Origin of the sequence: Veillonella sp. T11011-6 (assembly GCF_002959755.1) — a bacterium.
Taxonomy (GTDB): Bacteria; Bacillota; Negativicutes; order Veillonellales; family Veillonellaceae; genus Veillonella.
This window is the reverse complement of record NZ_PPCW01000004.1, coordinates 456,245-481,498: the sequence shown is the minus strand read 5'-3', so window position 1 is coordinate 481,498 and position 25,254 is coordinate 456,245. Positions and strand designations below refer to the sequence as shown.

26 protein-coding genes are annotated in these 25,254 nt (G+C 39.1%); 23 read left to right on the top strand and 3 right to left on the bottom strand.

Annotation, left to right across the window (positions count from 1 at the left end; all coding sequences use genetic code 11):
* Window positions 1–6: 6 nt before the first annotated feature.
* The 6 genes from VRHSUH10_RS06915 (at window position 7) to VRHSUH10_RS06885 (ending at window position 5,744) form a co-directional block, all read left to right on the top strand.
* A complete protein-coding gene (locus VRHSUH10_RS06915; RefSeq protein ID WP_105089956.1) occupies window positions 7–579 on the top strand; it encodes a hypothetical protein in 573 nt (190 codons plus the stop codon).
* A gap of 8 nt (window positions 580–587) precedes the next feature.
* Window positions 588–1,157, top strand: a complete 570-nt coding sequence (locus VRHSUH10_RS06910) for a hypothetical protein (protein WP_105089955.1) — start codon at window positions 588–590, stop codon at window positions 1,155–1,157.
* Between the two features lie 51 nt (window positions 1,158–1,208).
* Entirely contained in the window at window positions 1,209–1,634 is a 426-nt protein-coding gene (locus VRHSUH10_RS06905) for a hypothetical protein (protein WP_105090037.1), read from the top strand.
* Between the two features lie 444 nt (window positions 1,635–2,078).
* Window positions 2,079–3,299 carry a hypothetical protein gene (locus tag VRHSUH10_RS06900; RefSeq protein WP_105089954.1) on the top strand — a complete coding sequence of 407 codons (1,221 nt, stop codon included), beginning with the start codon at window positions 2,079–2,081 and terminating at the stop codon, window positions 3,297–3,299.
* Window positions 3,300–3,930: 631 nt separating this feature from the next.
* Window positions 3,931–4,467, top strand: a complete 537-nt coding sequence (locus VRHSUH10_RS06890) for a flavin reductase (RefSeq protein WP_105089952.1) — start codon at window positions 3,931–3,933, stop codon at window positions 4,465–4,467.
* 35 nt (window positions 4,468–4,502) lie between these two features.
* Window positions 4,503–5,744: a hypothetical protein gene (locus VRHSUH10_RS06885; protein WP_105089951.1), complete on the top strand. Its 1,242-nt coding sequence runs from the start codon at window positions 4,503–4,505 to the stop codon at window positions 5,742–5,744.
* A gap of 134 nt (window positions 5,745–5,878) precedes the next feature.
* On the opposite strand, the gene VRHSUH10_RS06880 is transcribed toward VRHSUH10_RS06885, so the two are convergent.
* On the bottom strand, window positions 5,879–7,228 hold the full coding sequence (locus VRHSUH10_RS06880) for a hypothetical protein (RefSeq protein WP_105089950.1): 1,350 nt from the start codon (window positions 7,226–7,228) through the stop codon (window positions 5,879–5,881).
* Between the two features lie 172 nt (window positions 7,229–7,400).
* Between VRHSUH10_RS06880 and VRHSUH10_RS06875 the strand changes: the two genes are divergently transcribed.
* From VRHSUH10_RS06875 to VRHSUH10_RS06840, 8 genes are all read left to right on the top strand, one after another.
* A complete protein-coding gene (locus VRHSUH10_RS06875) occupies window positions 7,401–7,937 on the top strand; it encodes a flavin reductase family protein (protein WP_105089949.1) in 537 nt (178 codons plus the stop codon).
* Between the two features lie 464 nt (window positions 7,938–8,401).
* On the top strand, window positions 8,402–8,845 hold the full coding sequence (locus tag VRHSUH10_RS06870) for a hypothetical protein (RefSeq protein ID WP_039968845.1): 444 nt from the start codon (window positions 8,402–8,404) through the stop codon (window positions 8,843–8,845).
* The gene (locus VRHSUH10_RS06865; protein WP_105089948.1) at window positions 8,845–9,444 is read left to right on the top strand and encodes a DNA-3-methyladenine glycosylase I; all 600 of its coding nucleotides are present in this window, start codon (window positions 8,845–8,847) and stop codon (window positions 9,442–9,444) included. The genes VRHSUH10_RS06870 and VRHSUH10_RS06865 overlap by 1 nt, the downstream gene beginning before the upstream one ends.
* Window positions 9,445–9,839: 395 nt before the next feature.
* Complete coding sequence (locus tag VRHSUH10_RS06860) at window positions 9,840–10,556, top strand: DUF554 domain-containing protein (protein WP_005384954.1); 717 nt, start codon at window positions 9,840–9,842, stop codon at window positions 10,554–10,556.
* Window positions 10,557–10,920: 364 nt separating this feature from the next.
* Window positions 10,921–11,205 (top strand): type II toxin-antitoxin system RelE/ParE family toxin, encoded by a 285-nt coding sequence (locus tag VRHSUH10_RS06855; RefSeq protein ID WP_005384956.1) that lies wholly within the window; start codon window positions 10,921–10,923, stop codon window positions 11,203–11,205.
* Window positions 11,206–11,221: 16 nt separating this feature from the next.
* Window positions 11,222–11,542 carry a HigA family addiction module antitoxin gene (locus VRHSUH10_RS06850; RefSeq protein WP_105089947.1) on the top strand — a complete coding sequence of 107 codons (321 nt, stop codon included), beginning with the start codon at window positions 11,222–11,224 and terminating at the stop codon, window positions 11,540–11,542.
* Window positions 11,543–11,626: 84 nt separating this feature from the next.
* Window positions 11,627–11,980 (top strand): Spx/MgsR family RNA polymerase-binding regulatory protein, encoded by a 354-nt coding sequence (locus tag VRHSUH10_RS06845; protein ID WP_005384960.1) that lies wholly within the window; start codon window positions 11,627–11,629, stop codon window positions 11,978–11,980.
* Window positions 11,981–12,543: 563 nt separating this feature from the next.
* Window positions 12,544–13,317 (top strand): hypothetical protein, encoded by a 774-nt coding sequence (locus VRHSUH10_RS06840; RefSeq protein ID WP_105089946.1) that lies wholly within the window; start codon window positions 12,544–12,546, stop codon window positions 13,315–13,317.
* Between the two features lie 96 nt (window positions 13,318–13,413).
* Here VRHSUH10_RS06840 and pgtP read toward each other — a convergent pair whose 3' ends face one another.
* Window positions 13,414–14,745, bottom strand: a complete 1,332-nt coding sequence (gene pgtP, locus VRHSUH10_RS06835; RefSeq protein ID WP_105089945.1) for a phosphoglycerate transporter protein PgtP — start codon at window positions 14,743–14,745, stop codon at window positions 13,414–13,416.
* 392 nt (window positions 14,746–15,137) lie between these two features.
* Complete coding sequence (locus tag VRHSUH10_RS06830) at window positions 15,138–15,728, bottom strand: nitroreductase (protein WP_105089944.1); 591 nt, start codon at window positions 15,726–15,728, stop codon at window positions 15,138–15,140.
* 361 nt (window positions 15,729–16,089) lie between these two features.
* Here VRHSUH10_RS06830 and VRHSUH10_RS06825 point away from each other — a divergent pair, with 361 nt between their 5' ends.
* From VRHSUH10_RS06825 to VRHSUH10_RS06785, 9 genes are all read left to right on the top strand, one after another.
* Complete coding sequence (locus VRHSUH10_RS06825) at window positions 16,090–16,608, top strand: MarR family winged helix-turn-helix transcriptional regulator (RefSeq protein WP_105089943.1); 519 nt, start codon at window positions 16,090–16,092, stop codon at window positions 16,606–16,608.
* A 160-nt stretch (window positions 16,609–16,768) separates the two neighbouring features.
* The gene (locus VRHSUH10_RS06820; RefSeq protein ID WP_105089942.1) at window positions 16,769–17,167 is read left to right on the top strand and encodes a hypothetical protein; all 399 of its coding nucleotides are present in this window, start codon (window positions 16,769–16,771) and stop codon (window positions 17,165–17,167) included.
* An 88-nt stretch (window positions 17,168–17,255) separates the two neighbouring features.
* A complete protein-coding gene (locus tag VRHSUH10_RS06815) occupies window positions 17,256–18,026 on the top strand; it encodes a carboxymuconolactone decarboxylase family protein (RefSeq protein ID WP_105089941.1) in 771 nt (256 codons plus the stop codon).
* 9 nt (window positions 18,027–18,035) lie between these two features.
* Window positions 18,036–18,668 carry a site-2 protease family protein gene (locus tag VRHSUH10_RS06810; RefSeq protein WP_105089940.1) on the top strand — a complete coding sequence of 211 codons (633 nt, stop codon included), beginning with the start codon at window positions 18,036–18,038 and terminating at the stop codon, window positions 18,666–18,668.
* A 262-nt stretch (window positions 18,669–18,930) separates the two neighbouring features.
* Window positions 18,931–19,164, top strand: a complete 234-nt coding sequence (locus VRHSUH10_RS06805; RefSeq protein WP_024047871.1) for a (2Fe-2S)-binding protein — start codon at window positions 18,931–18,933, stop codon at window positions 19,162–19,164.
* Window positions 19,165–19,381: 217 nt separating this feature from the next.
* Entirely contained in the window at window positions 19,382–20,530 is a 1,149-nt protein-coding gene (locus VRHSUH10_RS06800; RefSeq protein WP_105089939.1) for a glycoside hydrolase family 3 protein, read from the top strand.
* Window positions 20,531–20,916: 386 nt separating this feature from the next.
* The gene (gene fucO / locus VRHSUH10_RS06795; protein WP_105089938.1) at window positions 20,917–22,068 is read left to right on the top strand and encodes a lactaldehyde reductase; all 1,152 of its coding nucleotides are present in this window, start codon (window positions 20,917–20,919) and stop codon (window positions 22,066–22,068) included.
* A gap of 454 nt (window positions 22,069–22,522) precedes the next feature.
* Window positions 22,523–24,073 carry a ClC family H(+)/Cl(-) exchange transporter gene (locus tag VRHSUH10_RS06790; protein ID WP_105089937.1) on the top strand — a complete coding sequence of 517 codons (1,551 nt, stop codon included), beginning with the start codon at window positions 22,523–22,525 and terminating at the stop codon, window positions 24,071–24,073.
* Between the two features lie 40 nt (window positions 24,074–24,113).
* A complete protein-coding gene (locus VRHSUH10_RS06785; protein ID WP_105089936.1) occupies window positions 24,114–24,908 on the top strand; it encodes a sulfite exporter TauE/SafE family protein in 795 nt (264 codons plus the stop codon).
* Window positions 24,909–25,254 lie beyond the last annotated feature (346 nt).

Below are 25,254 nucleotides of genomic sequence, written 5' to 3'. Positions count from 1 at the left end.
GTTTTTATGGTTCAACGTATTTTAATGCTAGTCCTTGTATTGCTGGCTTTCACCATGCCTACAGAGGCAATTACCTATCAAGAGTTGAAAACATCACCACAGTTTAAGCTGGTTCATACACGATCGATGAATGGTTCCATGGAGAGTGGTGGCTTGTATATCTATTTGAATACGTATTCTATTGAGGCCCTTCGCTATGCACCGCCACAGTATTCTTTGCGCGGGACCTACTATGTTGTGATGGATACGTCTTATCAATCTACCATTGACGAGCGACAGCTCACTGTGGATTATGATACTAACTATTCGTTAGCGACCCTTATTCATTCGTCTCGTATAATGAATCCGAGTCCATCTATGATGGCTTTGATTGAGGCTAGTGAAAGTAAGTCTGGTTTGGCTATGACAGAGGTAGATGTGGCGAAGTATACCTTTGATGGGGCGACAAAGCCAATGCATTATGTGAACGATACGCGTAAATTCCCTCTTAATCGTAATAACACTATTATGTATGATATAGCGGATGCTATGTTTATGTCCGTGTATCAGCAGCATTTTGACGATATTGTGGTGCAGTGAGGTGGACGATGAAACGCATATATTTACTTTCACTATGGTTATTAGCCTGCCTCGTATTGCCTATGAAAGGTCAAGCCGTATCACAAGCTGAGTTATTAAACTCAGAGCGATTTGAGCACATCGATTCGAGTGCTGACTCTGGACGAGGGGATGGAAAATATTTGGACCTTTCATCTGTTAAGTCTGTAACGGCACCGAATGGTCATCGTCGTATTGAAGCCAGCATTTATGTTTCCATGCCTGCTGCTAATATGATCCAAGGACTTTCAGTACAATACGATTACCAAATGGATCGTTCTTTGCGCCATTTGATTAATGTTCATGATAAAAGTTTAAAACAAGGTGATAAGACGCCATATATCTCTATTTGGCGTGCAAAACAAGAAAACTCAGGTATCACTGGAACCGTTAATGATGGCGGTACCTATTACAATAATGGACAGACTCGCCAACAACGAATCTATGCAGAAAACCTAAAAGCTATGATTCTACCTGCTGATTTTGGTGATGAAAAATATAAATTGCCTAATTTGCTCTATCAAAAAGCATATGGTATAGCTTATGACGATGAGACATAATAAATTATTGATAGTATTAGAATGGTCAGAATCGAGGATAGACTTAGATTGATGATTAAACTTATTTTTTTGTTTTTGTTAAAGTTTGTGCTTTTACTTATCTGGGGAGCCTCTATTTGGGGGATTTATACATTACTGTACAATCGATATGTATTAGAAGCATATCCATTAAGAGATTATGTGCCGGTATTGATTTTTTGCTTTGGGAATATTTGGGTTTTACCATGGGTGATTTTATGGTATGAGAAACTATATCCTGTGTTTGATAAACCGAAAATGTATTATAGAGTGAAAGCATGGTTCATTTCTTTAAAAGAAGAATCTACCGTGGGTATGTGTATATATAGTTGTATAGATTTTTTAATAAAGTTATGTCTAATAACGTATGGCACTATGGCTGTTTTAGCTGGTTTTATTTTGGGTGGTGTTATATTAGTTATGTCTCTGCTTATGATTCTTGGATTGATATTTCGTTAGCTCTTGAAAGCTTTTGAACACGCATATTTTGTTTCTGATACGCTATAAACCTATTTACACAATGAAAAAGCCAAGCTATTCATATTTAAAAATAGCTTGGCTTTTATTAGTGGAACACTTGTAGCGCTTATTTGTCTCACAAAAGACAAATAGCCCTCCGTTGCCTAGTGTGACTAGATAACTGAAAGGCCATTTCCTAATGTTTTACTTTTTTCGAGATGCGCCTGACGTTTCGACTCGTCTGGCTATCTACTTATATTATAGGGATAAAGATTTATATCGTCAAATTGAGATAAACCTTATAAATATCAATTAGACGTAAATCGTATATACTAAATTATAAAATTATTAATAATAGGCACGGCCTTATTTGCATAGTATACTTATGCTAATAAGGTTGTGCTTATTTTGTTGTAATGTGAGAGAAGAAAAAGAGAGGGTTTTATGTTACGTAAAAGTATAATTATGATGGCATTAGCAGCTGCTTTCACCATAAATGTAAGTGCTGTACAGATTGAAGTGCCAGCCGGACAGCTGCCTATGCCAGGGGCAGATGCGAGTATTCCTGCTAATGCGTATGAGAATTATCGGGCCGGTAACTTGAGTAATGTAGCGGCTAGTGATGTTATAAAGTTACATTCTGAATCTGAGAAGCGTATGGAAATGTATGTAACTGATTGGGGACTAACACGAGATGAAGTCAATCAGATAGCAAGCGATTCTAAAAAGCTGATGGACTTACTTGCTAATGAGACTGCAGTTGTGTTGTTGCATGATGATCGTAATAACATCCGAGCATCTGTCCCTGGACTACTATTAGCAAGTAAATATTACCCAAAACGCAGTGATGGTGAACGTTTATCTATTGTAAGAGAGAATTCCATATTTTTTGCGATCGGTACGAAACCAAATTATGATGATGCATTAGGTAAACTAAAATCGGAGCGAAAAGGGGAGTTCATATATCCTGGTATTTCACATGGTAAATGGGCTATTGATACAGAATCTTTTGGTGAGAATACGCCTGCTATGGTTGCTGTAGTTGGTTTAGATAATCAACCAAACCAAGAATATATGATAGGCCTTAGCTACAAAAATCAGCCCGTTACCGATAAGCTCGAGCGCGTTATGAGTAATTATGTAATTCCGTCGATTCGCTCTTTAGATGATATGGATCATTATAGTGAAAGTATTAACTGGGATAATCTCATATATCGCATTCCTAAAGGGCTTAAACTAACAGCACAGAAATCATTAAAGGATTCTGCCGAAATAAGGGACTATAGTGGCTTAGGGATGCGACTTGTTGTGGCCAAGAAACCTGTAAAAGTAGATGATAAATATATTTACTCTTTTATTAATGAAATTTCGGAGGTAAAGCCAGAAAGTCAAATTATAGGTGATGCACCTATTCAGTCAGCATCTGTTTGGAATAATGGTGTGCCTAGTTTTTTGGTAGATAACTATCAACCAGGTAAAAAATCTTTAATGTATCGATTCTTACGGGATGATAAAAATGTATATATTATGAGTTTAGTTTATGCTGATGGGGCTGCGCCATATTCTCATATTCAGCTGCGTAACACAGTAGAATATTCTGACTTTGCAAATATTGAAACATTGAGAAATAAAGTAATCCGCATGCAAAGTCGAGAAAAAATGTAATACAGTTGTGTGCATTTAGTTTGTATATTTTGATAGGGGTGAACCAATGAGTAAACTCAAATATATCAAAACTATCTTAGTGCTTTTGCTTAAGGTTTATCTTATCTATCTATGGATTAACTTTGTAGAGACATTTGCTCAGCTACTCTATAATATCTTTGTATTGAAAGTATATTCATTGGAGCATTTTGGTCTATTTCTATTCTTTCTCTTTGGTAATATATGCTGTATTCTGCGGCTCGTTTTATGGTGTAAGCGATTACCGCCAGATTTTAACAAGCCCCAAATATACTATAAAATTAAAGATTGGATACGATCTAAGAAACAAGAAGCACCTATCTATAAAGTCCTGTTTGTCAGTTTAGCGCTTATGTTAAAACTATGTTTTGTGGTGTATATCTTAATTGTCGTCTCTACTGTGTTAAGCATTCCACTGGTAAACTATTAATCTATTTCAAACGTCAAATAAACTAAAAGCCGAGCTTTTATTCCTTAGAATTAGCTCGGCTTTTATTAGTTTATTCGTATATTTATATAATATAATGATTGTTGTATCGTATATTAATGCATCATATAATAGGATTAGGATAGTTATACGAGGTTGGGAAAATAAGATAAACCGGAGGTCATTATGAAAGCATTTGAATCAAAAGATTATAAAGCGTTTTCTATGTTTGAGGATCGTTGGGCTCTTGTTACAGCTGGTACGCCTGAGGCTTTTAATACTTGTACGGTTAGTTGGGGCAGTATGGGCAATGTATGGGGACCTAATGGTGGTGACATGTCCACGGTGACGGTGTATATCCATCCGGCTCGTTACACTCAAGAGTTTATGGCTAAATACGATACTTTTACCGTTAGTTTCTTTCCTGAAAGCTATCGCAAGGCGCTTGGTTATTTGGGTTCTCATTCGGGCCGCGATGAAGATAAGGTGGCTAATTCTGGTTTAACACCAGTTGCAGCAGCTGATGGCGTAACTTTCAAAGAAGCAGATTTAACATTTGTATGTAAAAAACTGTATGAACATCAATTTGACGAAGCTCACTTAGCGGATAATGTAAAGGAATATTATGCAGCAAATCCGTCTATGTATACCCAAGTTGGCAAAGATCGTTGGGAACCACACTATATGTACATCGGCGAAGTAGTTGAGGCTATAGAGGGATAGTCTTATATACAACTTATTTATATTGAGGGAATTGTATGATTAAAAGAACTATTTTAATAGGACTTTATTCGTTTGGTCTTATAGTAACAGTACATGCTACCAATATAAATCTTCCTGGTGGAGATGCCATGGTGCCTGATACTGCTTATGAAAGCTATTCGTATAATAGTGTTGATATGAATCTGGTAGAGGCTCAGTTTAGACGTCGCTCAGGCCCTGTGGTAGCGCAGACTGTGAAAAATGGGCGTAGAACGGTAGAGCAAGCTAAGGCATATATGGATGGTAATGCCAAGTTTTTAAAACGCCAAGCTAATCAAAGTACGGTGTTCATCTTTGACGATGATACACAGCATATTCGCTTTTCTATGCCTTATCCAAGTCTTGAAAGTAAGGCGATTAATGATAACACTAATTCCGTTGTTAATGTCGTAAATGGTATTCCTCAATATTATATTAAAAGTATGAATGCAGATATCGTAGTCGATGTGGATGATAAGACTACCTATACGGATCGTGCTTTCACATATAAAACGGTAAAAAATGGTCAATGGCAGCAGAAGTATGGGATTATGACACGCATCCCCGGAAAAGAAGAGAAAGCTGAGCCGCTTACGAGTACGGGTGTTGAGTTTTCCCTGCCTAGTGATACGAACCATGTATATCGTGTTAACATCATAAATCGTGGTAATGGCAATCCAGATCATATTAGGTATGCAGAAGGGGCTTTAGCGAATTATGTGATTCCATCGGTAGAGGATACAAAGGCGATAGAACGCTATTCTAATGTTGAGAAATGGGGAAACCTTGAATATCGTGTGCTCAAGAATAGTACGAGAAAAGCCGATTATGAGCCTACCTCCTATGGTGAGGAAACGCGCGTTTATAAGGTGGGAGATATAGTGCAGCTGATTAAGCGCCGCCCGATTTTTCCAAATGATGAAAAACATTTTTATTCAGGTGCTTTTTCTACGATGGATACGATGAGCCGAAAATACCCATATTCAGTTAATGATAATGCGACTATTTGGCGTAATGGTATGCCTGCATTTAGTGGCAGTGTAAAATTTGATAATGGTATTAATTATACATATTTTACAATCCGTGATGATAAATATGTGTACAGCATTGAAGTTGCTTATAAAGCCAATGCGGTAAAGACGTCTTATCATGATATTCGTAATATGGTAGAAATGGCAAAATTGATCAATCGTCCGCATAAGCAAGAGTTTCCTGCGTTGAAGTACATTTGGGAGGCTGATGTCTTTAGATTGCCTTAAAGATTAACTAATATTTTGTCTATGTGTAGATACACTTATGCATAAAAAGAAATAGAGAAAGAAAAACAGCCAGTATTGCGATTTGCAGTACTGGCTGTTTTGGTTACACATCTTATTAGATTTTGAACAATGTTTTAATGGGCATGGCTCTTCTCTGTATCTGGGAATAAAACATGCTCTTTTAGTTTAAAGCTAGGATTATTGGTAGACTCAAAAAACTCAATCATATTCCGTAATTTTTGAACTTTCTCAGCATGTAAAAAACTTGGGTAAAAGATGATATAGGTAAAGCTATAGGTCCCATCATAGGATTGAAAGGTTAGGATGTGATCATCCTTATGAGGTGTATAGATGTGTGTGGATAATCCAGGAATATTATTATTCCATATAACGGAATAATTAATATAATCTGATGTTGGCTGGGAATAGTATATATTCCAGAACGTATCTAAATTAATGTTAAAATTGTAATGCCCGTTTACAACAAGATCGCGCGCATATGGGTTTTTAGGAATATTATTAGTAGAAACAAAGAATGTTATGTTCCCCTTTTTGTAGTATCTAATATCTTGGTACTCGGTGCCTTTTTCCTCACCTATGTATATAGCGTCTTTTGGTACGCGGTATTGTACACCGTTTAAGTTTTCTATGCGTGAATATTGATTTAATTCATTTAGATTTTGCACAGAAGGAAGCACATAATTAGCCAATAATTTATCTGTAGGAACTTTGTTCAGAACGGGGTTGTTATCATAATAGACAAACCCTGCATGATATAAGGGTTGACGCATGTTATAGTTCTTAAACTTAAAATTGATCGTGTCGATGGTAAGAGTTGTTTTTTTACCGTTTTCAAAGTGTGGCATCTTCATGCTATCCCAAGTGCTGTAGGTCAGAGTTGGGTATGAAAATACAGTGCCCTTTATATCAGAAATCTGTTTTGCCGGATTTTGTTTGGCCTTGTCTAGAAAGAAGTCACGAACATTTTTATCTGTCAATTTTTCATAAGCTATTTTGGTATTGCGCCAGTCGTAGTCTTTGAAATCTGCGTAGTCAATTTCTAAATTGAGACTTCCATTATCGGTTAAAACCCGATAGTCTTCAATGGTTCGACTTGGGTTTTTGTAACGTCCTATATCATAATCACTTTTTTTCCCCGCTATAGGGAATGAAAGCCGAATTTGGTTGTATTGGTCATGAATGGAGATGACTGTATTATGGTAATGTTGACCGCGATATATAGAGGCAGCTTTAGCATACTCAATTTCGTTTTTACTAATACCGTTAGCCTTGTCTGTTAACTTTAGTGCTTTCACATAGTTTGCCACATCCTTTTCAATATCAGGGCTCGTGGCTTGATAATTTATGTAGGCATCCTTTGGAATCTTCGAATCTGCACCAGGAATATTAACATCGATGGCTCCTATTGGTGATAATATAGTGCTTATCATAAAAGCACCCGCTAATAGTGGTAGTTTTGTCATGGTAGTATCTCCCGTTTATACTCTCATATCTATTGATACTGTCATAATCCATTGGTTATGTTACTAAGTATAATTATATAACATAATACTTATTGTATTGTATATTAGTGCATTATATAATGGGGTTAGGATAGTTAGACGAGATTGGGAAAAAGATAAACCGGAGGTCATTATGAAACCATTTGAATCAAAAGATTATAAAGCGTTTTCTATGTTTGAAAAACGTTGGGCTCTTGTTACAGCTGGTACACCTGAGGATTTTAATACTTGTACTGTTAGCTGGGGCAGCATGGGCAACATGTGGGGCCTAGTTGGTAATGATCTTTCCACGGTGACTGTGTACATCCATCCAGCTCGTTATACCCAAGAATTCATGGCGAAATACGATACGTTTACCGTTAGTTTCTTGCCTGAAAGCCAACGTAAGGCTCTTGGTTATTTAGGATCTCATTCTGGTCGTGACGAAGATAAGGTGGCTAATTCGGGCTTAACACCAGTTGCAGTAGATAATGGTGTCATGTTTGAAGAAGCAGAGTTAACTTTTGTATGCAAAAAGCTTTACGAACATCAATTCGATGAAGCACATTTAGCGGATAAAATAAAAGAGTATTATGCATCCAATCCTCCTGAATATACAAAAGCTGGCAGTGATCGCTGGGAACCACACTATATGTACATCGGCGAAATAGTTGAGGCTATAGAGAAATAGACAATCTATGTAATATACAAATAAGGCAGTCCATCAGGACTGCCTTATTTGTAGTTATATTTTTCAAAAGGAGAAAGTGAGACGGTATTTACTACCTTTATTAATAATAACATAGGGTATGGGCACAAAATGCCACATAATTTTGATACTAATTCTTAGGTGATGGAGCTAGGTTTTATGATGTAGTTTACACTAGATTTTATGGTGTAAATTTCACTAAATTTTTTGGGTGATTTATTAAAATAAGTCATAAAATTGATGAAAAATCAGTATATATGAGCCGACAGTGAGGAATAGCTTATATAGTGGGGGCTTTCATTGAGAACTACTATAAATTGTATATTTTGATAAAACTTTATGAATTTCAACCCCACAAAAAGTGCAAAATCTGATATAATAATAGTATCAAAAATAACTACGCGAATGCGTAGTTTTCTTATTTTGTGTTTGGCGTAGGTAGTCCCATGAGTGTAGTGAAGCCCTTATTATGGCTATTAGAACCGTATATCGTATATAAAGCCTATTTATGGGCGCTCCGCTTTATAGCTCATCCATTGACGTGGGAAGGCGAGATAGACTTATTCTCCTTGACCTTAACGGTGCTGCTCATCCTTGATGCGGTGGCATTGCCCTTAGTGATTTTGTATTGCCCAGGTCTCAATCCTAGAAAGCGTATGCCCGACTGGATTGTTCGATTAGGTACACCTATTTATATCGTCCATAATTGGCTTGATGGCAAGGTGGGCGGCGGTACGTCTACACCGATTGTATGGCTCCGCAGAGCTTTACATTCACTGTTGCTATTCATCTATTATCTTGTGCCGTTTTATGTGGGCGGTCATCTCGTGATGGGCCTCGTGGTAGCGCTCATGTATGATGTCCTCGTTTGGGCCCATGGAGGTGTGTAGTGGCTACTTGTGAATGGCCGACGACGCCTTTGTATCAGGCATATCACGATCATGAGTGGGGCCGTCCTATTCATGATGATCGATTGCAGTTTGAACATCTCTGTCTTGAAAGCCTCCAATGTGGTCTTAGTTGGCTCACGATTTTGAATAAACGAGACATCATTCGAGGCTGCTTTGATCACTTTGATATTGACACAGTTGCTGCTTATGGTGAAAGCGACGTCAATCGGATTATGGAGACTGAGGGCATGCTTAAGTCTCGCCCTAAAATTGAGGCTATCATCAATAATGCTTCTGCTTTTAAACGTATTCAAGATGAATTTGGTTCGTTTTGCAACTATATCTGGGCTTTTACACATAATAAAACTATTATTTATGAAAGCCATCCTGATGGGCATATGCCCGCAAAGAATGGCTTGTCTACGCGGATTAGTAAGGATCTAAAGAAGCGAGGGTTTAAGTTTGTAGGCCCTGTTACTATTTATTCCCATCTGCAAGCCAGTGGCCTTATCAACGATCACGGTAAAGACTGTCCTTGTTTTGACGAGATTAATAAGACCGCAGATATTGCTCGATTGCCTGCAGACGCTGAGGATTAATACAGGTTGTAACGTATTTGTATAATCGTTAGTTAACAATAGTTTTTATACATGATTAGTTTTACAAAATTGAACTTGTGTTAAACCGCACTTTAAGGTGTACACTATAGTCGATGGAAAGATAGCGTTCCATCATATGTCGGCCCGCTTTATATACAAACACATATATTCTCTCTCTCCAAAGCGGGTCTCTCATATACTTCTCTCTCAAAGCTATAAACACAACATGAAGCCCCTATCCTTCACGGGATAGGGGCTTTTTGCTATATGTTTTATCTAGGGCCATATAACGGTACAGATTGGTTGTATGCTATGATAAATTGATTTATTTCGATATAGTTGATATACTGATGATGAAATAAGCTAATACTTTCACAATTCAGAAAGGAAAATATATGATTGGTTTGGGCACGGCCATTAATATTGGCCTCATCATAGCCGGCAGCTTGTGTGGACTTGCATTTGGTCGGTTTATGAAAGAAAATTTAAAACAGACGCTCATGATGGTGAGCGGCATTATTGTTCTCCTCCTCGGGATGAGCGGTGCCATGCAGTATATGCTAGTCATCGTGAACGGAACGATACAAACGACGGGGCCTATGCTGATGATCATTAGCATGGTGGCAGGCGCCGTAATTGGTGAGCTTATCGACCTTAACCGTTGGATTACTGTATTTGGCGACTGGGTGAAAGCCAAAACTGGTAACACTGGTGATCCGCAGTTTACGCACGCCTTTATTACGGCATCCCTTACGTTTACAGTGGGAGCCATGGGCGTACTCGGTTCTATTCAAGACGGCTTAACGGGTAATTACCAAACGCTCTTATTAAAAGGTATCCTCGACGGCATCATCGTTATGGTTATGGTTTCCTCTATGGGGAAGGGTGCGTTGTTCTCCTTTATTCCGGTAGGGATTACGCAATGGATCATTACCGCTATGGCACACATCGCAGCACCGTTGATGACACCGAGCGCCATCGATAACCTATCCTACGTGGGATCTATTCTGATCTTCTGCGTCGGTATAGACCTCATCTGGCCAGGTAAAATCCGCATTGCGAACCTATTACCAGCCATCTTCGTGGCTATGGGGCTTACATTCTTGCTGTAATGCAAATCGTGTTATGAATACTAAGAAAAATAATATATAGATTTTATAAGAGACCTATATTCTCTAACCTTTCACTGCTGTACTTTGCACATGAGAGTCTAGAGAATATAGGTCTTTTTATATTTGTAGCCATTATAAAAGTTAGTACTAATATTTGCTGATCTTCAAGTGATGACTAGAAGTAGATACATTCCGAAATAGGTGACCAATAGAGTCAGAAGAACAGTAGGATTTGAGTGCTGTTTTAGAGAAATCTTTTACCGAAATCATTTATAGAATAAAGTTATTCCACAATATACCTGAAATACAGGTATATATTATTGAGTTATACCTGTAAAACAGGTATAATCAAAGGAGAGGTTCTATGATTATCGGATTTAAAGATAAGGAAACAGAAAAGGTTTACCATCAGAGTTTTTCTAAACGCTTTTCACCGTTTATACAAAGATTAGCTCTTCGTAAGCTAATATTATTAGATAATGCTGAATCGATACAGGATTTAAGGTGGCCACCTGGTAACCGATTAGAGTTATTGCAAGGCAATCGCTTTGGCCAGTATAGTTTACGGATTAATAGCCAGTATAGATTATGTTTTAAAGTGAAAGATATTAATAGTTTTTATGATGTAGAAATTATAGATTATCATTAATAGAGAGGGAATATATATGGACAAGTTTATTCCAACACCTACCATCAGTGAAATATTGAAAGAAGAGTTTATGGAGCCATTAGGACTATCTGCATATCGATTAGCTAAAGATATACATGTGCCTGTTTCGCGTATTCAGGAAATCTTGAATGGGACACGAGCTATTTCAGCAGACACCTCTCTACGTTTAGCTAAATACTTTGGTGTTTCTGAAGGATATTTCTTGCGGTTGCAGATGGATGTTGATTTACGTACCGCAAAGCATAGTGCAGGGATGGAGGAAGTATTAAGCTCTATTGATCATTGTAATGCATTAGAACCTGTAGACTGTCAATGAGATATTGATAATTTTCGATATATTTGGTACACTTAACTTATAAATATATCGTTATAACATTATGTATTACTATAAGGAGACGCTATGTTATTTGTTGAATATCCTAAATGCACAACATGCAAAAAAGCAAAGAAATTCTTAGATGATCATAATATTAAATACACAGATCGTGACATTAAGTCTGAAAACCCTACAGCTGAAGAAATTGCTGCGTGGTATCCACAATCTGGTAAAGATTTAAAAGCATTCTTCAATACATCTGGTATGATTTATCGTGAACAACAATTGAAGGATAAATTACCAAACCTTAGCGAAGAAGAAAAACTCGCTTTATTAGCATCCAATGGTATGCTTGTGAAACGTCCTATCTTGGTTCTTGAAGACAAAGTACTCGTTGGCTTTAAAGAAGCAGAATGGATCGAGGCGTTGAAGCTCTAATTTCATATTAGTTAACCGAAAGAACAGGTCCCTAAAAGCCTCCATAGCGAGCTAAGTCGTTTTTAGGGACCTGTTCTTTCTACGTCTAATAAAGAAATAAGAGCTTTCAACTAAAGCTCTTAAGGGAATGTCATTTTTAGAGATAGGTGCTTTTCTTTTTATATGAAATTAGGATCTTCAACTTAGGCCTATTGGAAGGCCTCCATAGTGAGCTAAGTCGTTTTTAGGGATCTGTTCTTTCTATGTCTAATAAAGAAATAAGAGCTTTCAACTAAAGCTCTTAAGGGAGAAGTCATTTTTATAAATTTATTCTTTTGGTACTACATAAAGGAATTGCAGTTCTTTATTATTTATCGAAAAAAATGATTTGTATATAATTCGTATGTTTTGTATAATGTTTACATTGTAGATATACCCCTATGGGTACAAAGGTTTATAGAATCCTTTAGGTACAGAGAGTTTTAAATTGCTTTAGGTATAGAGTATTCTGAATTAATATTGTGTTGTTTTTTGTTTTATTTCCGGAGTAAGTAAGGCCGGTTCTAATGTATAGAGAGGTCTATATGAAATTTTTACAGTCTTTATCGGCGCAGGTGTCGTTATTCACACAAGGTGCTATTTTAGCGCTAGGTGTTTTATTTATTCTATTAGATGCCATCACAGAGTCATTCAATCCTGTTATTGACTTGGCTTGGGTGACGGTTCTCGTTTGTGGTTTGCCGCTGCTCATTAATAGCGTTCAAAGTATTTTGAAGCATTTAGAGATCCATGCTAATTTCCTTATTGTTGTGGCCATGGTAGCGCTCATTTCCATTGGCGATTATCATACGGCGGCCTATGTGGGCCTCATCGTACAGGCTGGCTTTTTCTTGGAACAGCTTATCACAGGCGAGTCACATTATACCTTAGATGATGATATGCTTCCTGCCATGCCATCTCAACTCGTTGCTATGCGTCAGGGCATTAACAATTATTCATCTGTTATTGTTGTGGCTGTATTGCTATTATCTATGGGTTCCTTTGCATTGACACAGGATTTCATACATACCGTAACCTTGTTATTGGTACTATGCCCGTGTTCCTTGGAGCTTATCTTAGTGGCGCTCATGATGGGCTCTCTTGTGGATGATGCATCTCCCGTATCAGAGCTTTCAAAAGGAACAAAGCAGTCTCATTTAGGTTTACTCATCGTGTCCATTGTATTCCATATCGCCATTATCGGTGCTGGTGTATTTGGCTTCATGGATCCTGTTACGGCTGTTGCGTTGCACGGATTGGCGCGACTTGGTCTCGTGTATAATTTGAAAGTTCTCAATAGTTCTTTATGCGTAGCATAGAATGTAGTGCAGTGTATAGTTTTAGACATAATAAAATCCCCTAGTAACGATGTGTTACTAGGGGATTTTTGTGTTCAAACAACTGTTAGTTGTAGATTACTGTTCTTTTGCTTGGGATTTATCACCAAGTGTGAGAAGTAGGAATACGATAGCGAGGATACATGCACCAACGAGGGCTACGAAGCCGCCATCCCAACCATAAAGGTCAACCATGAGCCCCATGAAGGCACCAGCACCAGCGGAACCGATGAGGTAACCAAGAAGGCCTGTAAGACCAGTAGCACCACCTGTTGCTACCCGTGGTACCATGTCTGCTGCTTGAAGACCGATCATCATAACAGGACCGTAGATGAGGAAGCCGATAGCGATAAGTGCTAAGTTATCGATAAGGATATTGCCTGCTGGGTTGAACCAGTAAACGAGGATTGCTAAGATAACGAATAGCATGAAGCAGATAGTAGCTGGCGCACGGCGGCCACGGAATACACGGTCACTCAAATAGCCGCTTACGAGCATGCCTGGAATACCAGCCCATTCGTATAAGAAGTAAGCCCAACGGGAACCTTCTTTTGTAAAGCCTTTTACAGCTGTCAAATAAGTAGGAGCCCAGCTTACTACGCCATAACGGATGAAGTATACAAAGATATTTGCAATTGCAAGATACCATAAGTATTTGTTATGCAAAATATATTTGTAGAAGATTTCTTTGAAAGTAGTTTTATTTTCATCGCTTACTTCAGCTGCTACTGGTTCGTGTTTGTATTCTTCGATAGGTGGCAAGCCACAGGATTGAGGTGTATCTTTCAACAAGAAGAATGTAACCACAGCTAACACGATAGAAATAAGAGCAGGGAAGAAGAAAATACTATGCCATGTACCAAATAGATAGATACCTAACGTAGCAAGGGGTGCGATGATACCGCCACCAAGGTTGTGGGATACGTTCCACCAGGACCACCAAGCGCCGCGTTCAGAACGGGAGAACCAAGTTACCATATTTTTCGCATATGGAGGATAGCCCATGCCTTGGAACCAACCATTTAAGAAGGCGAGCACGCACATGATAGGAATACTGCTTAAAACACCAGGTAAGGTGCCGAATAATAACATAACTAAAGCACTGAGCAATAGACCTACTGTGGAGAAGTATTTTGGGTTAGAGCGGTCAGACGCATTACCCATGACAAATTTACTTACGCCGTACGCTACGGATAAGAGGGTCATGACAATACCAAGATCCGCTTTAGTGTAACCGTACTCAGCAATCATGTACGGAACAGCCAAACTAAAGTTTTGGCGGATCAAATAGAATGTAGCATAACCAATAAAAGTACCTGCAAAGACTTCTTTGCGAAGACGTTTGTAGGTGGAATCGATTTGCCCCTCTGGTAATCGTTCAATATGAGGAGCTGGAGAGAAGATCGACATCATCACACATCCTTTCTACAAAATGTCATTGTAATCATACCATGTATGACTAAAAGTCGACTATATTTTATTTTTAATTATGATAAATAGTTATTTTAACGTACCATTATGGGTATTTGGCATAGGTTGAGTATTATTAAAAAATCTACTGTATGGCGGTAGTCTTCTTGTAAAAGCAGCTCGCAAACGCGTATTTGAAGGGTAATTAAAATTTATTTACTGATTTGATTGATAAGGCATCATGAGCTAAACCTAATATAGTCAATAAAATAGCGCTATCTATTCCGAATAAAACTCAATTAGAGTTGTGGGATAGATAGCGCTTTTGTATTGTATATTAATTGTGAATATATTTATATACGTACGTGAATATATTGATTTTATAGTCTCAATTAATCAATATATGTTACAGGATAGCCTTTTGCTTCGATTTCGCGGCGGTTAAGACCGTTTGGTAAGTCTGGATAGCCAATAGCAAGGCTAGCATATACTTTTTCACCTTCTTTAAGGCCTAGTTCACGCATTTTAGCTTGGATGCGTTCATTGTCTTGGAGGTGACGGATTTGGTTTACCCAGCAGCTGCCAAGGTCGAGCTCGTTGCAAGCAAGCATCATGTTTTGCATAGCACAAGACACATCGGCAAAGTTGTTTGCATAGCTTGCTTGGCTTGCTAGTACGATGAGAGCCGGTGCACCATAGTTAAATACAAACTTGCCTTCAGCGGACATTTTAATGATATTCACCATGTAAGGTAATGTATTTTCTGTAATTGGCATTTTGCCGTATTCCTCTTGAATGAGTGTTACTAGCTCTTTGAGCACATCTTGGTTTGTGATGACCATAAAATGTGTCAATTGTGTATTACCGCCAGATGGAGCACGGCGGCCAGCGTCGAGGACTTGATCGATAAGCTCTCGAGATAATTGATCAGCTTTAAATTTACGCGTACTATGACGTGTTTTGATACATTCTAAGGTGTTCATATAGTCCTCCTATTATCAATCAGTTTTATATAGAGTTTCTTTTATTATACTACAGGACATAGATCTAGAAAGAAATTTAGAATGAGATTTAGAAAGAGCTGCAGAAGATGCAGCACATGGCGGGATGTGGTATTGAATTCTAATATCAAAAAAATTTATTAATAGTTTCACAGCTTTATGGTGTGATTTCTGCCCATAAATTCTATAGATGCGCTCATTTTCTTAATAAAAAAGAAAAAATATATTAATTAATTGACAAATTTAAAAAATTGTGGACAAAGTAGGTTTTTTACGTTGACTGCTTACTGTAGAATTGTGTACAATTAATTTGTAGATTATTGTGTGCATATGGAGGTAGAATATGGCAGAAATTGGCGTACTGGAAGGTTACAAACATAAAGAAGACGTACCTGATGCAGAGTACATGAAATTAGAAAACCAATTGAGCTTCCCACTTTATGTAGTGGCGAAGGAAATTGTTAATGCATATCGCAGTCACTTAGATCCGTTGAATTTGACATATACACAATACATCGTAATGATGGCATTGTGGCAATATGGTGATTTGTCCGTAAAAGAATTAGGCCAAGTATTGCGCCTTGATTCCGGTACATTAACACCACTTTTAAAGAAACTAGAAGCAAAAGCATTCTTAAAGCGTAAACGTAGTCGTCAAGATGAACGCGTCGTTATGGTAACCCTTACTGATACAGGTAAAGCATTACGTGATGAAGCGGTTCACGTACCACGTCGCTTATCTGAATCTGCAGGTCCAATCTTTGATGTGGAAGAAACACGTCAAATGCGTATGTTGCTCAATAAATTGTTAGAAGCAATTGATAACGCAAATGCTAGAACAGCAGCGGACCATAAGCGCTAATATTGCGGACTCTAGTAAGATCTCATATGCATACATTCTGTAATTTAATATATCTAATATTTTCATAAAATGTGATATACTATACATATAACGTATTGTACGGAGGTCATGTGAGATATGACCTGTTCGTGAGATGCCGTTAAGGCAAAAGGAGAGCATTATGAATAAAAATTTATTAGGCGCATTTGTATTAGCCGGTACATTATTAGTTGGTGGTGTTGCTAATGCAGCAAACTGGAATGGTTTAGCTAACTATCCAGAGGTTCCAAATAGTGCAAATGGTTCTGAAACATACTTCTTTGATAAAGCATCCCAATTCAGTGGTATTGATAGTAGCCGTAACTACGTATTCGGTATCAATGTAGTGAACATGCATAACAACCAATATGGTGAAGCTACATTGTTCAAATACATTGTTCACCCAAGCTTGCATACTGTATATCGTTTCTCTCCAGATGGTCAAGCGTACCAAATCACTCCTGGTTCTAATGAATACAACATGTTCTTGGCTGCTTGGAAAGAAGTATACGGCACTGATTTCTCTTTCCCAGCTTTATAATTTGATGGCGCAAGCCGTAATAATTACATAACTATTGCTGGTGAAAGCTCCTTTGAGCTTTCACCAGTGTTGTTTATGGAGGTTTCCTATGTCTAAATCTGAATTTGCTCAAGCCTACACGGAGCGAATGTTCCCTGATATTGCAGCCCCTGCAGGTTATATCGACCCTGAGTTTGAAGTATTGTTTGATAATTTTGCCTTTGACGAAGTTATTACCGAAGAGGGTCGCAATGTGCCTGCCAAGGATCGTTTCTTGGCTATCCTTGCCACATTAGTGGGTGTATCTGCCGTCGATGAATATGCGTTGATGCTACCAGCAGCACTTAACTTTGGCTTGATTCCCGATGAAGTAATAGAGCTCCTTTATCAAGCTGTGCCATATCTTGGCATCGGTCGTGTGCGTCCATTCTTTAAGGTCACAAATAAGATTTTTGACTATCGTGGGGAAACTGTTGTAGATCCATCTCGCAGCACAATCACTAGTGAATCTCGCCTCGAAAAGGGTGTTGAAAAACAGGTGGAAATCTTTGGTGAGTCTATCCGTAATTCTTACCAAGAAGGCCCTGAAGAGACACGTCACATCAAGAAGTGGCTTGCTAATATGTTCGGTGACTACTACACTCGTAAAGGATTGAGTGTGGCTCATCGTGAAATGATTACCTTCTGTTTCTTAGCGGCTCAAGGTGGCTGTGAACCTCAGCTCAAGGCTCACGTAGAAGGCAACTTGAACGTAGGCAACAGTAAACAATATTTGATTAACATCGCCTCCCAATGCGTGCCGTACATCGGCTATCCTCGTACGTTGAATGCCCTTCGCTGCATTCAAGACGGCTACACCGCATGGGAAGCTAAACAATAAAGGAGTTTTATGTTATTTTCTGGTATTAGTTTAACGATGATTTTAGCATCCATACCAGCGCTTATCATCGCAGCTGCAGGACATGAATTTGCTCATGCCAAGGTAGCCGATATGCTCGGTGATTCTACGCCGCGCTCTATGGGGCGATTGACATTGAATCCCGTGGCACATCTTGATTTAATTGGCTCTATAGCCTTCCTTATTGGTGGATTTGGTTGGGCTAAGCCCGTAATGGTTGATCCATCTAATTTCCGCGATCCTCGTACAGATTCTACTTTAGTTTCTATTGCGGGACCGGCATCTAATGTATTGATGGCCTTTTTGGGGTATTTAGCCCTTCGTTTTCTTGAAAGTTATGGCTTGTTGACGAATGAATCATTAGAATTAATATTGACACTGATTGTCGTATATAATATCAATTTTGCTATTCTTAATATGATGCCAATACCACCACTAGATGGCAGTCGTATTATTACAAGTCTATTGCCTGGGAACTGGCAATTTACGTTGGAACGTTTAAGTTTTGTAAGTTTGATTTTGCTGATCTTGGTACTTAACACACCAATTGCTAGTAAGATTTTCATTCCCTTACAACAAACTATTTTGCAGTTGTTTGAGCGTATCGTAAGCGTTATTTTGTAAGAGCTATACAGTAAGGACTTTAATCCATCTTCCTCACTATATTAAAAAGTATCGATATAATTCGATAAGTATGGTATACTAGATATAGAAATCGTAAATTTTCGATATATTGTTATTTTAGTATATCGTATATAAAGCAGTGCTAAATACTGTACATTAAGTAGTAGTTACTATGCATAATGAAGTATTTAATACTATAAGTATATAGACACTGTATATAAGTTAGTATAAAGATATTCAAGTGAATAGAAGAGGAATACATATGGATTTTGAAGAAAACCAAGTGCCAGAGGCGATTCTGGATAAGCTTACAAAGGTGTGTACATGCCGTAGCATTACACGTAAAACGATTAAGGAAGCCATTTTGAATGGTGCTCATACATTTCCTGAGGTAAAAGAGGCAACACGTGCCGGCACAGGTGCTTGCGGTGGCAAAGGCTGTGGCCCTCGCATAGTAAAGCTTTTAGCTGAAATGAAAGAGCAAGGTAAAATTTAAAACTAAGTAAAATTTAAGATTAAGCAACAGTTAAGTGTAAGTTTGACCTTAACTCATATAAAGACTATTACTTCAAACCAATACGGTAAATATTCGTAGGTTTTGAGTAATAGTCTTTTTTACGCTCACGATGCACTACATGTATTGGCCTTGTTGGGGTTGTCTTTATTATTTGATATACTATACATAATACTTTTTAGAGATTTTGGAGGTATATATGTTTCGACGTATCGTAGCGGCTACGATGATTGGCGCGTTGGCGCTCACAACGGGTTGCGGTTTACATAATCCATTTACTTCTAAGGCGGAGCCTGTGACCTATGAAACTGTGGCACAGAGCCAGCTTTCACCAGAGGAAAAGGTGGACAAATTAGTGGCTAATATGTCTGACGCAGATAAGGTGGGGCAATTGTTGATGATTGGCATCCACGGCAAGACCTTGAACGATGATGCGAAGTTTATGCTCAATGAGTACCGCGTGGGCGGTATTATCTTGTTTGACCGGAATATGGAGTCCAAAGATCAAGTGAAATCGCTCATTGCGGACATTAATAAAACTGGTAAAAGCGCGGGGTTAACGCCGTTGTTCATCGGCATCGACCAAGAGGGTGGTGCCGTGGCGCGCATGGAGGATCAGCTCATCAAGGTTCCCCCTGCAGAAGAGTTAGGCACGGAGCCTATTGAGCAGGCGGTATCCTTGGCCAAACAGTCTGGTACGGAACTTAAAGACTTGGGATTCAACATTAACTTTGCTCCTGTGGCGGACTTGGGGTTAACCTATGGCCGTTCCTTTAGTGCAAAACCCGATGAGGTCGTACGGTATGCCAGTGCAGTAGGCAAGGCCTATGATGAAGCGGGCTTGTGGTATTCCTACAAACATTTCCCAGGTATTGGTAAAACGGATGTCGATTTACATGCTGATACCAGTGTTGTGCCAGTGTCTAAAGAGACATTGTTGAATGAAGATACAAAGGTATTTGTAGACCTCATTAAACAGTCTAAACCGAATACATATGCAATTATGGTGTCTCATGCGATGTATCCTCAAATCGATCCAGACCATCCATCTAGTCTATCTAAAGCTATAATTACAGACTGGTTGCGCAAGGATATGGGCTATAACGGCGTTGTCGTAACGGATGATATGGATATGGGCGCTCTTGCAAAACACTACACCTTTGGCGATATGGCGGTTCAATCTATCTTGGCTGGCAGCGATATCTTGCTCGTGTGCCACGAGTACGAACACATGCAAGAAGCGTACAATGGCCTTATGAAAGCCGTAAAAGACGGCCGAATCTCTAAAGAACGACTCGATGAATCTGTGAAACGGATTTTGCTTATGAAGATAACTAAAATTTCTTAGACTATTTGTTTTTGTTGCAGGAATTAATTAACCATATAACGAATATAGAAAGTGGAAGTACTATTCATTGAAATCGCATCTGAGTTGACACTCGAGGGAGAACTTTGTTATAGTTATTACACAGAGAAACTGTGCGAAGCTTACGGGCAACGTACAACGCTCGTCGACTCAAGGGTCGGCGAGCTTTTTTGTTTGTAGGAGGGACTTATGTCTAAGCCGTTTAAGTCTTTAGATTCCCTATTACGCTTGATGAGAAAACGAAATATTACAATAATTATATAGTGTATACATAACACAGTTTCAAGGATTTTAATAAACCGATAGAGAATTACTTAGTATAGTTATTCTCTATCGGTTTATTTTTTATTCGTTAGGAGTGATTGTATATGGCTCGGAGAATTATGTTGAACGGTACGTCCTATTTTGGGCAAGGGGCGATTCAGGAGATTGTGAACGAAATTAAGAATCGCCATTTTAAAAAGGTTCTTGTTACGTCTACACCTGATCTATTTGAGTTTAAGGTGGCTACAAAGGTAACAGACCTACTTGATGCGGCAGGTATTGCTTACGATGTATATGACAATATTAAGCCAAATCCAACCATTGAAAACGTAACATCTGGTGTGGCTGCTTGTAAGGCGGCAGGTGCTGAAGCTATCGTTGCTGTAGGTGGTGGCAGTGCTATCGATACAAGTAAGGCTATTGCTACGATTATTACAAATCCTGAGTTCGGCGATGTGCGTAGTCTTGAAGGATTGGCACCTACGAAACATCCATGCTTGCCGATTATTGCTGTATCTACCACATCTGGTACGGCTGCAGAGGTTACGATTAACTACGTTATTACAGACGTTGAAAAGAACCGTAAATTCGTATGCGTTGATCCTCATGACATCCCAATCGTAGCCATCGTGGACCCTGATATGTCCGCATCGATGCCAACTGGTCTTTGCGCATCTACCGGCATGGATGCCCTCGTTCATGCCGTAGAAGGTTACATTACTAAAGGTGCGTGGGAACTCACTGATATGCTTCATTTGAAAGCTATTGAAATTATCGGTCGCTCCTTGCGTAGCGCTGTAGCTGGTGACTTCGCAGGTCGTGAAGCTATGTCCCTTGGTCAATATATAGCAGGTATGGGCTTCTCCAATGTAGGCCTTGGTATTGTTCACTCCATGGCACATCCATTGAGTGCTGTGTACGATATCCCTCATGGTAAAGCGTGTGCCATGCTTTTAACAGCAGTCTTGAAATTCAACGCTCCTGCAACAGGCGAAAAATATCGTGAAATTGCTCGCGTTATGGGCGTTCCTGATGTAGACGGTATGGATCAAGACACATATCGTCAAGCTGCTATCGATGTGATCCAAAAGCTAGCTGACGATGTAGGCATTCCTAAATCCCTTAGCGAAGCTGGTGTAAAACGAGAAGATATTCCATTCCTCGCTGAATCTGCTTTCAACGATGCGTGTACGCCAGGCAACCCACGGGATGCATCTAAAGAAGAAATTATCGGTATTTACGAATCCATATTCTAAGGAATTTTAAGATTTGATAGCATATAGTGTTTTATGATGTATAGGATTTAATACTATAATATGGTATCAATATTTAGACTAGTTTAAATATTTTACTAGTCTAAATAATCTAATAGTCTAAATGATGCCGAGCTCTGGCCCTAAGAACTTTACATCTTTAGAATCTTTACATATTGCATATGCCTCCGAATATGTAAAGAAAATACATTTACACACTTGCTTAACAAAACTAGCCATCTCGTTTTAGAGGTGGCTAGCTTTGCGTTTGAAGGACTATCTATTGTGTTGTGACTCAGATTTTTATCATCGCGTTAAGTGAGATAGCTGTTTGATACGTAATCCTTTCTTGAAAATGGTGGTTTACATAAGTATACTAAGGATATGAATACATAGTTCGGTTGTATATATGTTATTAGATAATAAATCAGATTCGGTCAGTGCTAAGGAGGATGTTATGAAGCTATGGAAATTTAATAAGCGTAGTTCTACCTTAGCAGATATGTCCATGAATCGTATGTTGTTGACGGAGCTCATTGCAAAGGGCGCTCTTGTGGGCGTGATTGCAGGCTTTTGTGGTGCTACATATCGTTATTTAATCCTTGAGTCAGAGCATATTCGTTGGCATTTGATGGACGGCATTACTCTGGAGTGGGCCATAGGCTGGCTTGTGATGATGGTCATCTTTGCCTTTATCGTAGATCGATTGCTCGCGTGGGCTCCATTATCTGGTGGTTCTGGTATTCCTCAAATCGAAGGGGAAATGCTAGGCCTCTTTGATATGAAACCGTATCGGACACTAGTTTCCAAGATGATTGGCGGCGTATTGACAGGGTTTGCAGGCTTTTCTGTAGGCCGTGAAGGTCCAGCCGTACAAATCGGTGGCTCTGCCGGCAAGATCGTGTCCTATTGGATGAATTCAGGACTCCGTGAGCAGCGCATCTTGACCTCTGCTGGTGCAGGGGCGGGCTTAACAGCTGCCTTTAGTGCACCTGTATCGGGGGCTATGTTCGTCTTTGAAGAGGTCCATAAAAGCTTTTATCCGTACCTCGTTGTACCAACCTTTGTGGCTACCTTGATTTCTAATTACATTACGGTTAGTATCTTCGGCCTAGAACCGGCCCTTGGATTTTCGGTAACCTCCGGTGTCCCTCTTGAGTACTTCCCAGTCCTTCTTATGGTGGGCGTTATCATGGGGCTTTGTGGGGTGCTATTCTGTCGCATGATCTTTGCATTTAAGAAGTTCTTTGACTGGCTCAAATGCTCTCGGTTCTTGAAATTAGCCCTTACCTTTGTGGCCGTAGCGGCCATCGGCTTTGATTCTCAGCTCCTCTTAGGTGGTGGCAATGATTTAGTTGGTCATCTTGCTTTTCAATCTCATGGTGTCCTGCTTCTAGGGGGCATCGTATTAGGCAAGATTTTGCTTACCACCTTTTGCTATGGCAGTGGTGCGCAAGGCGGTATATTCTTGCCCATGCTCGTTATAGGGGCTTCAGCAGGTGCCTTTTGTGAAAGCTTACTTTCATCTGTGGGCATTATTTCTCCTGATTTTGTACCACAATTTGTTATTTGCGCTATGGGCGGTATGTTAGCAGCGGCTATGCGGACACCGATTTTAGCGATTCTACTCGTTCTTGAAATGACCAATAGTTTCTCCAATATTTATGCTATTGGTACTGTGACCATCGTGGCGTACCTCGTAGCTGAGCTGTTAAAAGAACCACCTATTTACGATTCCTTATTACAAGCTATGAGTGGTCAAAACAATTTAGAATCTGTACAAACCTTCTTCCAAACGAAGGTGCCTGTAGTAGCGAATTATACAGATGTACAATTACAAGACTTGGCCTTGCCAGATGGTACATTAATTGTAAGTATTCGTCGTAATGGAACATACATTGTGCCGTTAGGGGATGTAAAACTTGAACCAGGCGACGAACTACAAGTCTCCTGTGAACGAGGGCGCTTGAAGGCGGCAAAGGAATTTTTCCAATCGAATCAGTTATAGCAAAGAGATTTTTCCAATCTAAGTAAAGGGAGGCTCCATTATGTTGGATAACATTATAGTATTTTATATCTTCTTTACCATAGTTGGCTTTTTAGCCGCTATGCTAGGCACCATTATTGGTGCTGGGGGAGGTCTAGTCTTTGTGCCTCTTTTCATGTACTGGTTCCCTGAGTGGTCTCCATCTATGATTGTAGGTACATCGCTATTTTCTGTTATGTGTAATGCGATTTCTGGATCTATTGCGTATATTAAACAGAAGAAGGTGCTTATCAGCGCAGCCATTGTATTTAGTTTAGCAACTTTACCAGGCGCCATTTTAGGAGCCCAAATGTCTGGTTGGTTCTCTGGTAAGGGCTTTATGTTTGCCTTTGGGTGCTTTATGCTTTGTGCTTCAGGTTTGATTGGGTTTAAGAATTTCCGTAAAGGGGAGCGGAAGGAAGAAAGCCTTACCCTTGATCAGCTAACCTATAGCAAGCCTATCGGTATTAGTATTAGCTTCTTTGTAGGATTTATCTCCAGTATCTTTGGTATCGGCGGTGGCCTCATCCATGTGCCTGCCTTGATCTATCTCATGGGTTTCCCAACCCATATGGCGACGGCTACAAGCCAGTCTATCTTGGCTGTATCTACAACAGTAGGTGTTATTACTCATTTAATTGAAAGTCACATCGTATTTAGCATTGCAATCCCTACGAGTATTGGTGCCATTTTTGGTGCCCAAGCAGGGGCGCGCATTGCTAAACGTTTGAAAGCAAAATCTATCCTTGCCCTCATGAGTGTAGCCGTCTTTGCATTGGCAGTACGCCTTATTCTTAAATCTGGTATTATTGGATAATAGAAGCCTTCTAGTGGTTGCTCGAAAGAGTTATATCACTAGAGGGCTTTTTATATGTAAAGGAACTATTATTAAGAGGATAGTACTATTAAAAGAAGAATCTAAAAAGGTATGAGTAAAAGTCATAGTTAAATATAAATGAGAACGAGAAAACTAAAATAAATAAATTATACCGAATTTATGCATAATTTTTGCAAACTATTTCCTATAGAATTATATGCAGTGTAACTCATGTTTTACGGGATGTTTAGCACTCATTTATTATGGCGTTATGAATATGCTTAGTAAATAAAATAGTTTTAATATAACATATGAAAAGATGAGTACATGATAATGCTATTGAGAT

What these genes read in the sequence shown, in the direction of transcription:
- VRHSUH10_RS06825 (WP_105089943.1), top strand. Translation starts at nt 16,090, where the DNA reads ATGGCAGAAATTGGCGTACTGGAAGGTTACAAACATAAAGAAGACGTA.
- VRHSUH10_RS06805 (WP_024047871.1), top strand. Translation starts at nt 18,931, where the DNA reads ATGGATTTTGAAGAAAACCAAGTGCCAGAGGCGATTCTGGATAAGCTT.
- VRHSUH10_RS06880 (WP_105089950.1), bottom strand. Translation starts at nt 7,228, where the DNA reads ATGACAAAACTACCACTATTAGCGGGTGCTTTTATGATAAGCACTATA.
- VRHSUH10_RS06900 (WP_105089954.1), top strand. Translation starts at nt 2,079, where the DNA reads ATGTTACGTAAAAGTATAATTATGATGGCATTAGCAGCTGCTTTCACC.
- VRHSUH10_RS06870 (WP_039968845.1), top strand. Translation starts at nt 8,402, where the DNA reads ATGAGTGTAGTGAAGCCCTTATTATGGCTATTAGAACCGTATATCGTA.
- VRHSUH10_RS06890 (WP_105089952.1), top strand. Translation starts at nt 3,931, where the DNA reads ATGAAAGCATTTGAATCAAAAGATTATAAAGCGTTTTCTATGTTTGAG.
- VRHSUH10_RS06850 (WP_105089947.1), top strand. Translation starts at nt 11,222, where the DNA reads ATGGACAAGTTTATTCCAACACCTACCATCAGTGAAATATTGAAAGAA.
- VRHSUH10_RS06800 (WP_105089939.1), top strand. Translation starts at nt 19,382, where the DNA reads ATGTTTCGACGTATCGTAGCGGCTACGATGATTGGCGCGTTGGCGCTC.
- VRHSUH10_RS06855 (WP_005384956.1), top strand. Translation starts at nt 10,921, where the DNA reads ATGATTATCGGATTTAAAGATAAGGAAACAGAAAAGGTTTACCATCAG.
- VRHSUH10_RS06905 (WP_105090037.1), top strand. Translation starts at nt 1,209, where the DNA reads ATGATTAAACTTATTTTTTTGTTTTTGTTAAAGTTTGTGCTTTTACTT.
- VRHSUH10_RS06910 (WP_105089955.1), top strand. Translation starts at nt 588, where the DNA reads ATGAAACGCATATATTTACTTTCACTATGGTTATTAGCCTGCCTCGTA.
- VRHSUH10_RS06810 (WP_105089940.1), top strand. Translation starts at nt 18,036, where the DNA reads ATGTTATTTTCTGGTATTAGTTTAACGATGATTTTAGCATCCATACCA.
- VRHSUH10_RS06915 (WP_105089956.1), top strand. Translation starts at nt 7, where the DNA reads ATGGTTCAACGTATTTTAATGCTAGTCCTTGTATTGCTGGCTTTCACC.
- VRHSUH10_RS06820 (WP_105089942.1), top strand. Translation starts at nt 16,769, where the DNA reads ATGAATAAAAATTTATTAGGCGCATTTGTATTAGCCGGTACATTATTA.
- VRHSUH10_RS06840 (WP_105089946.1), top strand. Translation starts at nt 12,544, where the DNA reads ATGAAATTTTTACAGTCTTTATCGGCGCAGGTGTCGTTATTCACACAA.
- VRHSUH10_RS06860 (WP_005384954.1), top strand. Translation starts at nt 9,840, where the DNA reads ATGATTGGTTTGGGCACGGCCATTAATATTGGCCTCATCATAGCCGGC.
- VRHSUH10_RS06815 (WP_105089941.1), top strand. Translation starts at nt 17,256, where the DNA reads ATGTCTAAATCTGAATTTGCTCAAGCCTACACGGAGCGAATGTTCCCT.
- VRHSUH10_RS06790 (WP_105089937.1), top strand. Translation starts at nt 22,523, where the DNA reads ATGAAGCTATGGAAATTTAATAAGCGTAGTTCTACCTTAGCAGATATG.
- pgtP (WP_105089945.1), bottom strand. Translation starts at nt 14,745, where the DNA reads ATGTCGATCTTCTCTCCAGCTCCTCATATTGAACGATTACCAGAGGGG.
- VRHSUH10_RS06885 (WP_105089951.1), top strand. Translation starts at nt 4,503, where the DNA reads ATGATTAAAAGAACTATTTTAATAGGACTTTATTCGTTTGGTCTTATA.
- VRHSUH10_RS06785 (WP_105089936.1), top strand. Translation starts at nt 24,114, where the DNA reads ATGTTGGATAACATTATAGTATTTTATATCTTCTTTACCATAGTTGGC.
- VRHSUH10_RS06845 (WP_005384960.1), top strand. Translation starts at nt 11,627, where the DNA reads ATGTTATTTGTTGAATATCCTAAATGCACAACATGCAAAAAAGCAAAG.
- VRHSUH10_RS06830 (WP_105089944.1), bottom strand. Translation starts at nt 15,728, where the DNA reads ATGAACACCTTAGAATGTATCAAAACACGTCATAGTACGCGTAAATTT.
- VRHSUH10_RS06875 (WP_105089949.1), top strand. Translation starts at nt 7,401, where the DNA reads ATGAAACCATTTGAATCAAAAGATTATAAAGCGTTTTCTATGTTTGAA.
- fucO (WP_105089938.1), top strand. Translation starts at nt 20,917, where the DNA reads ATGGCTCGGAGAATTATGTTGAACGGTACGTCCTATTTTGGGCAAGGG.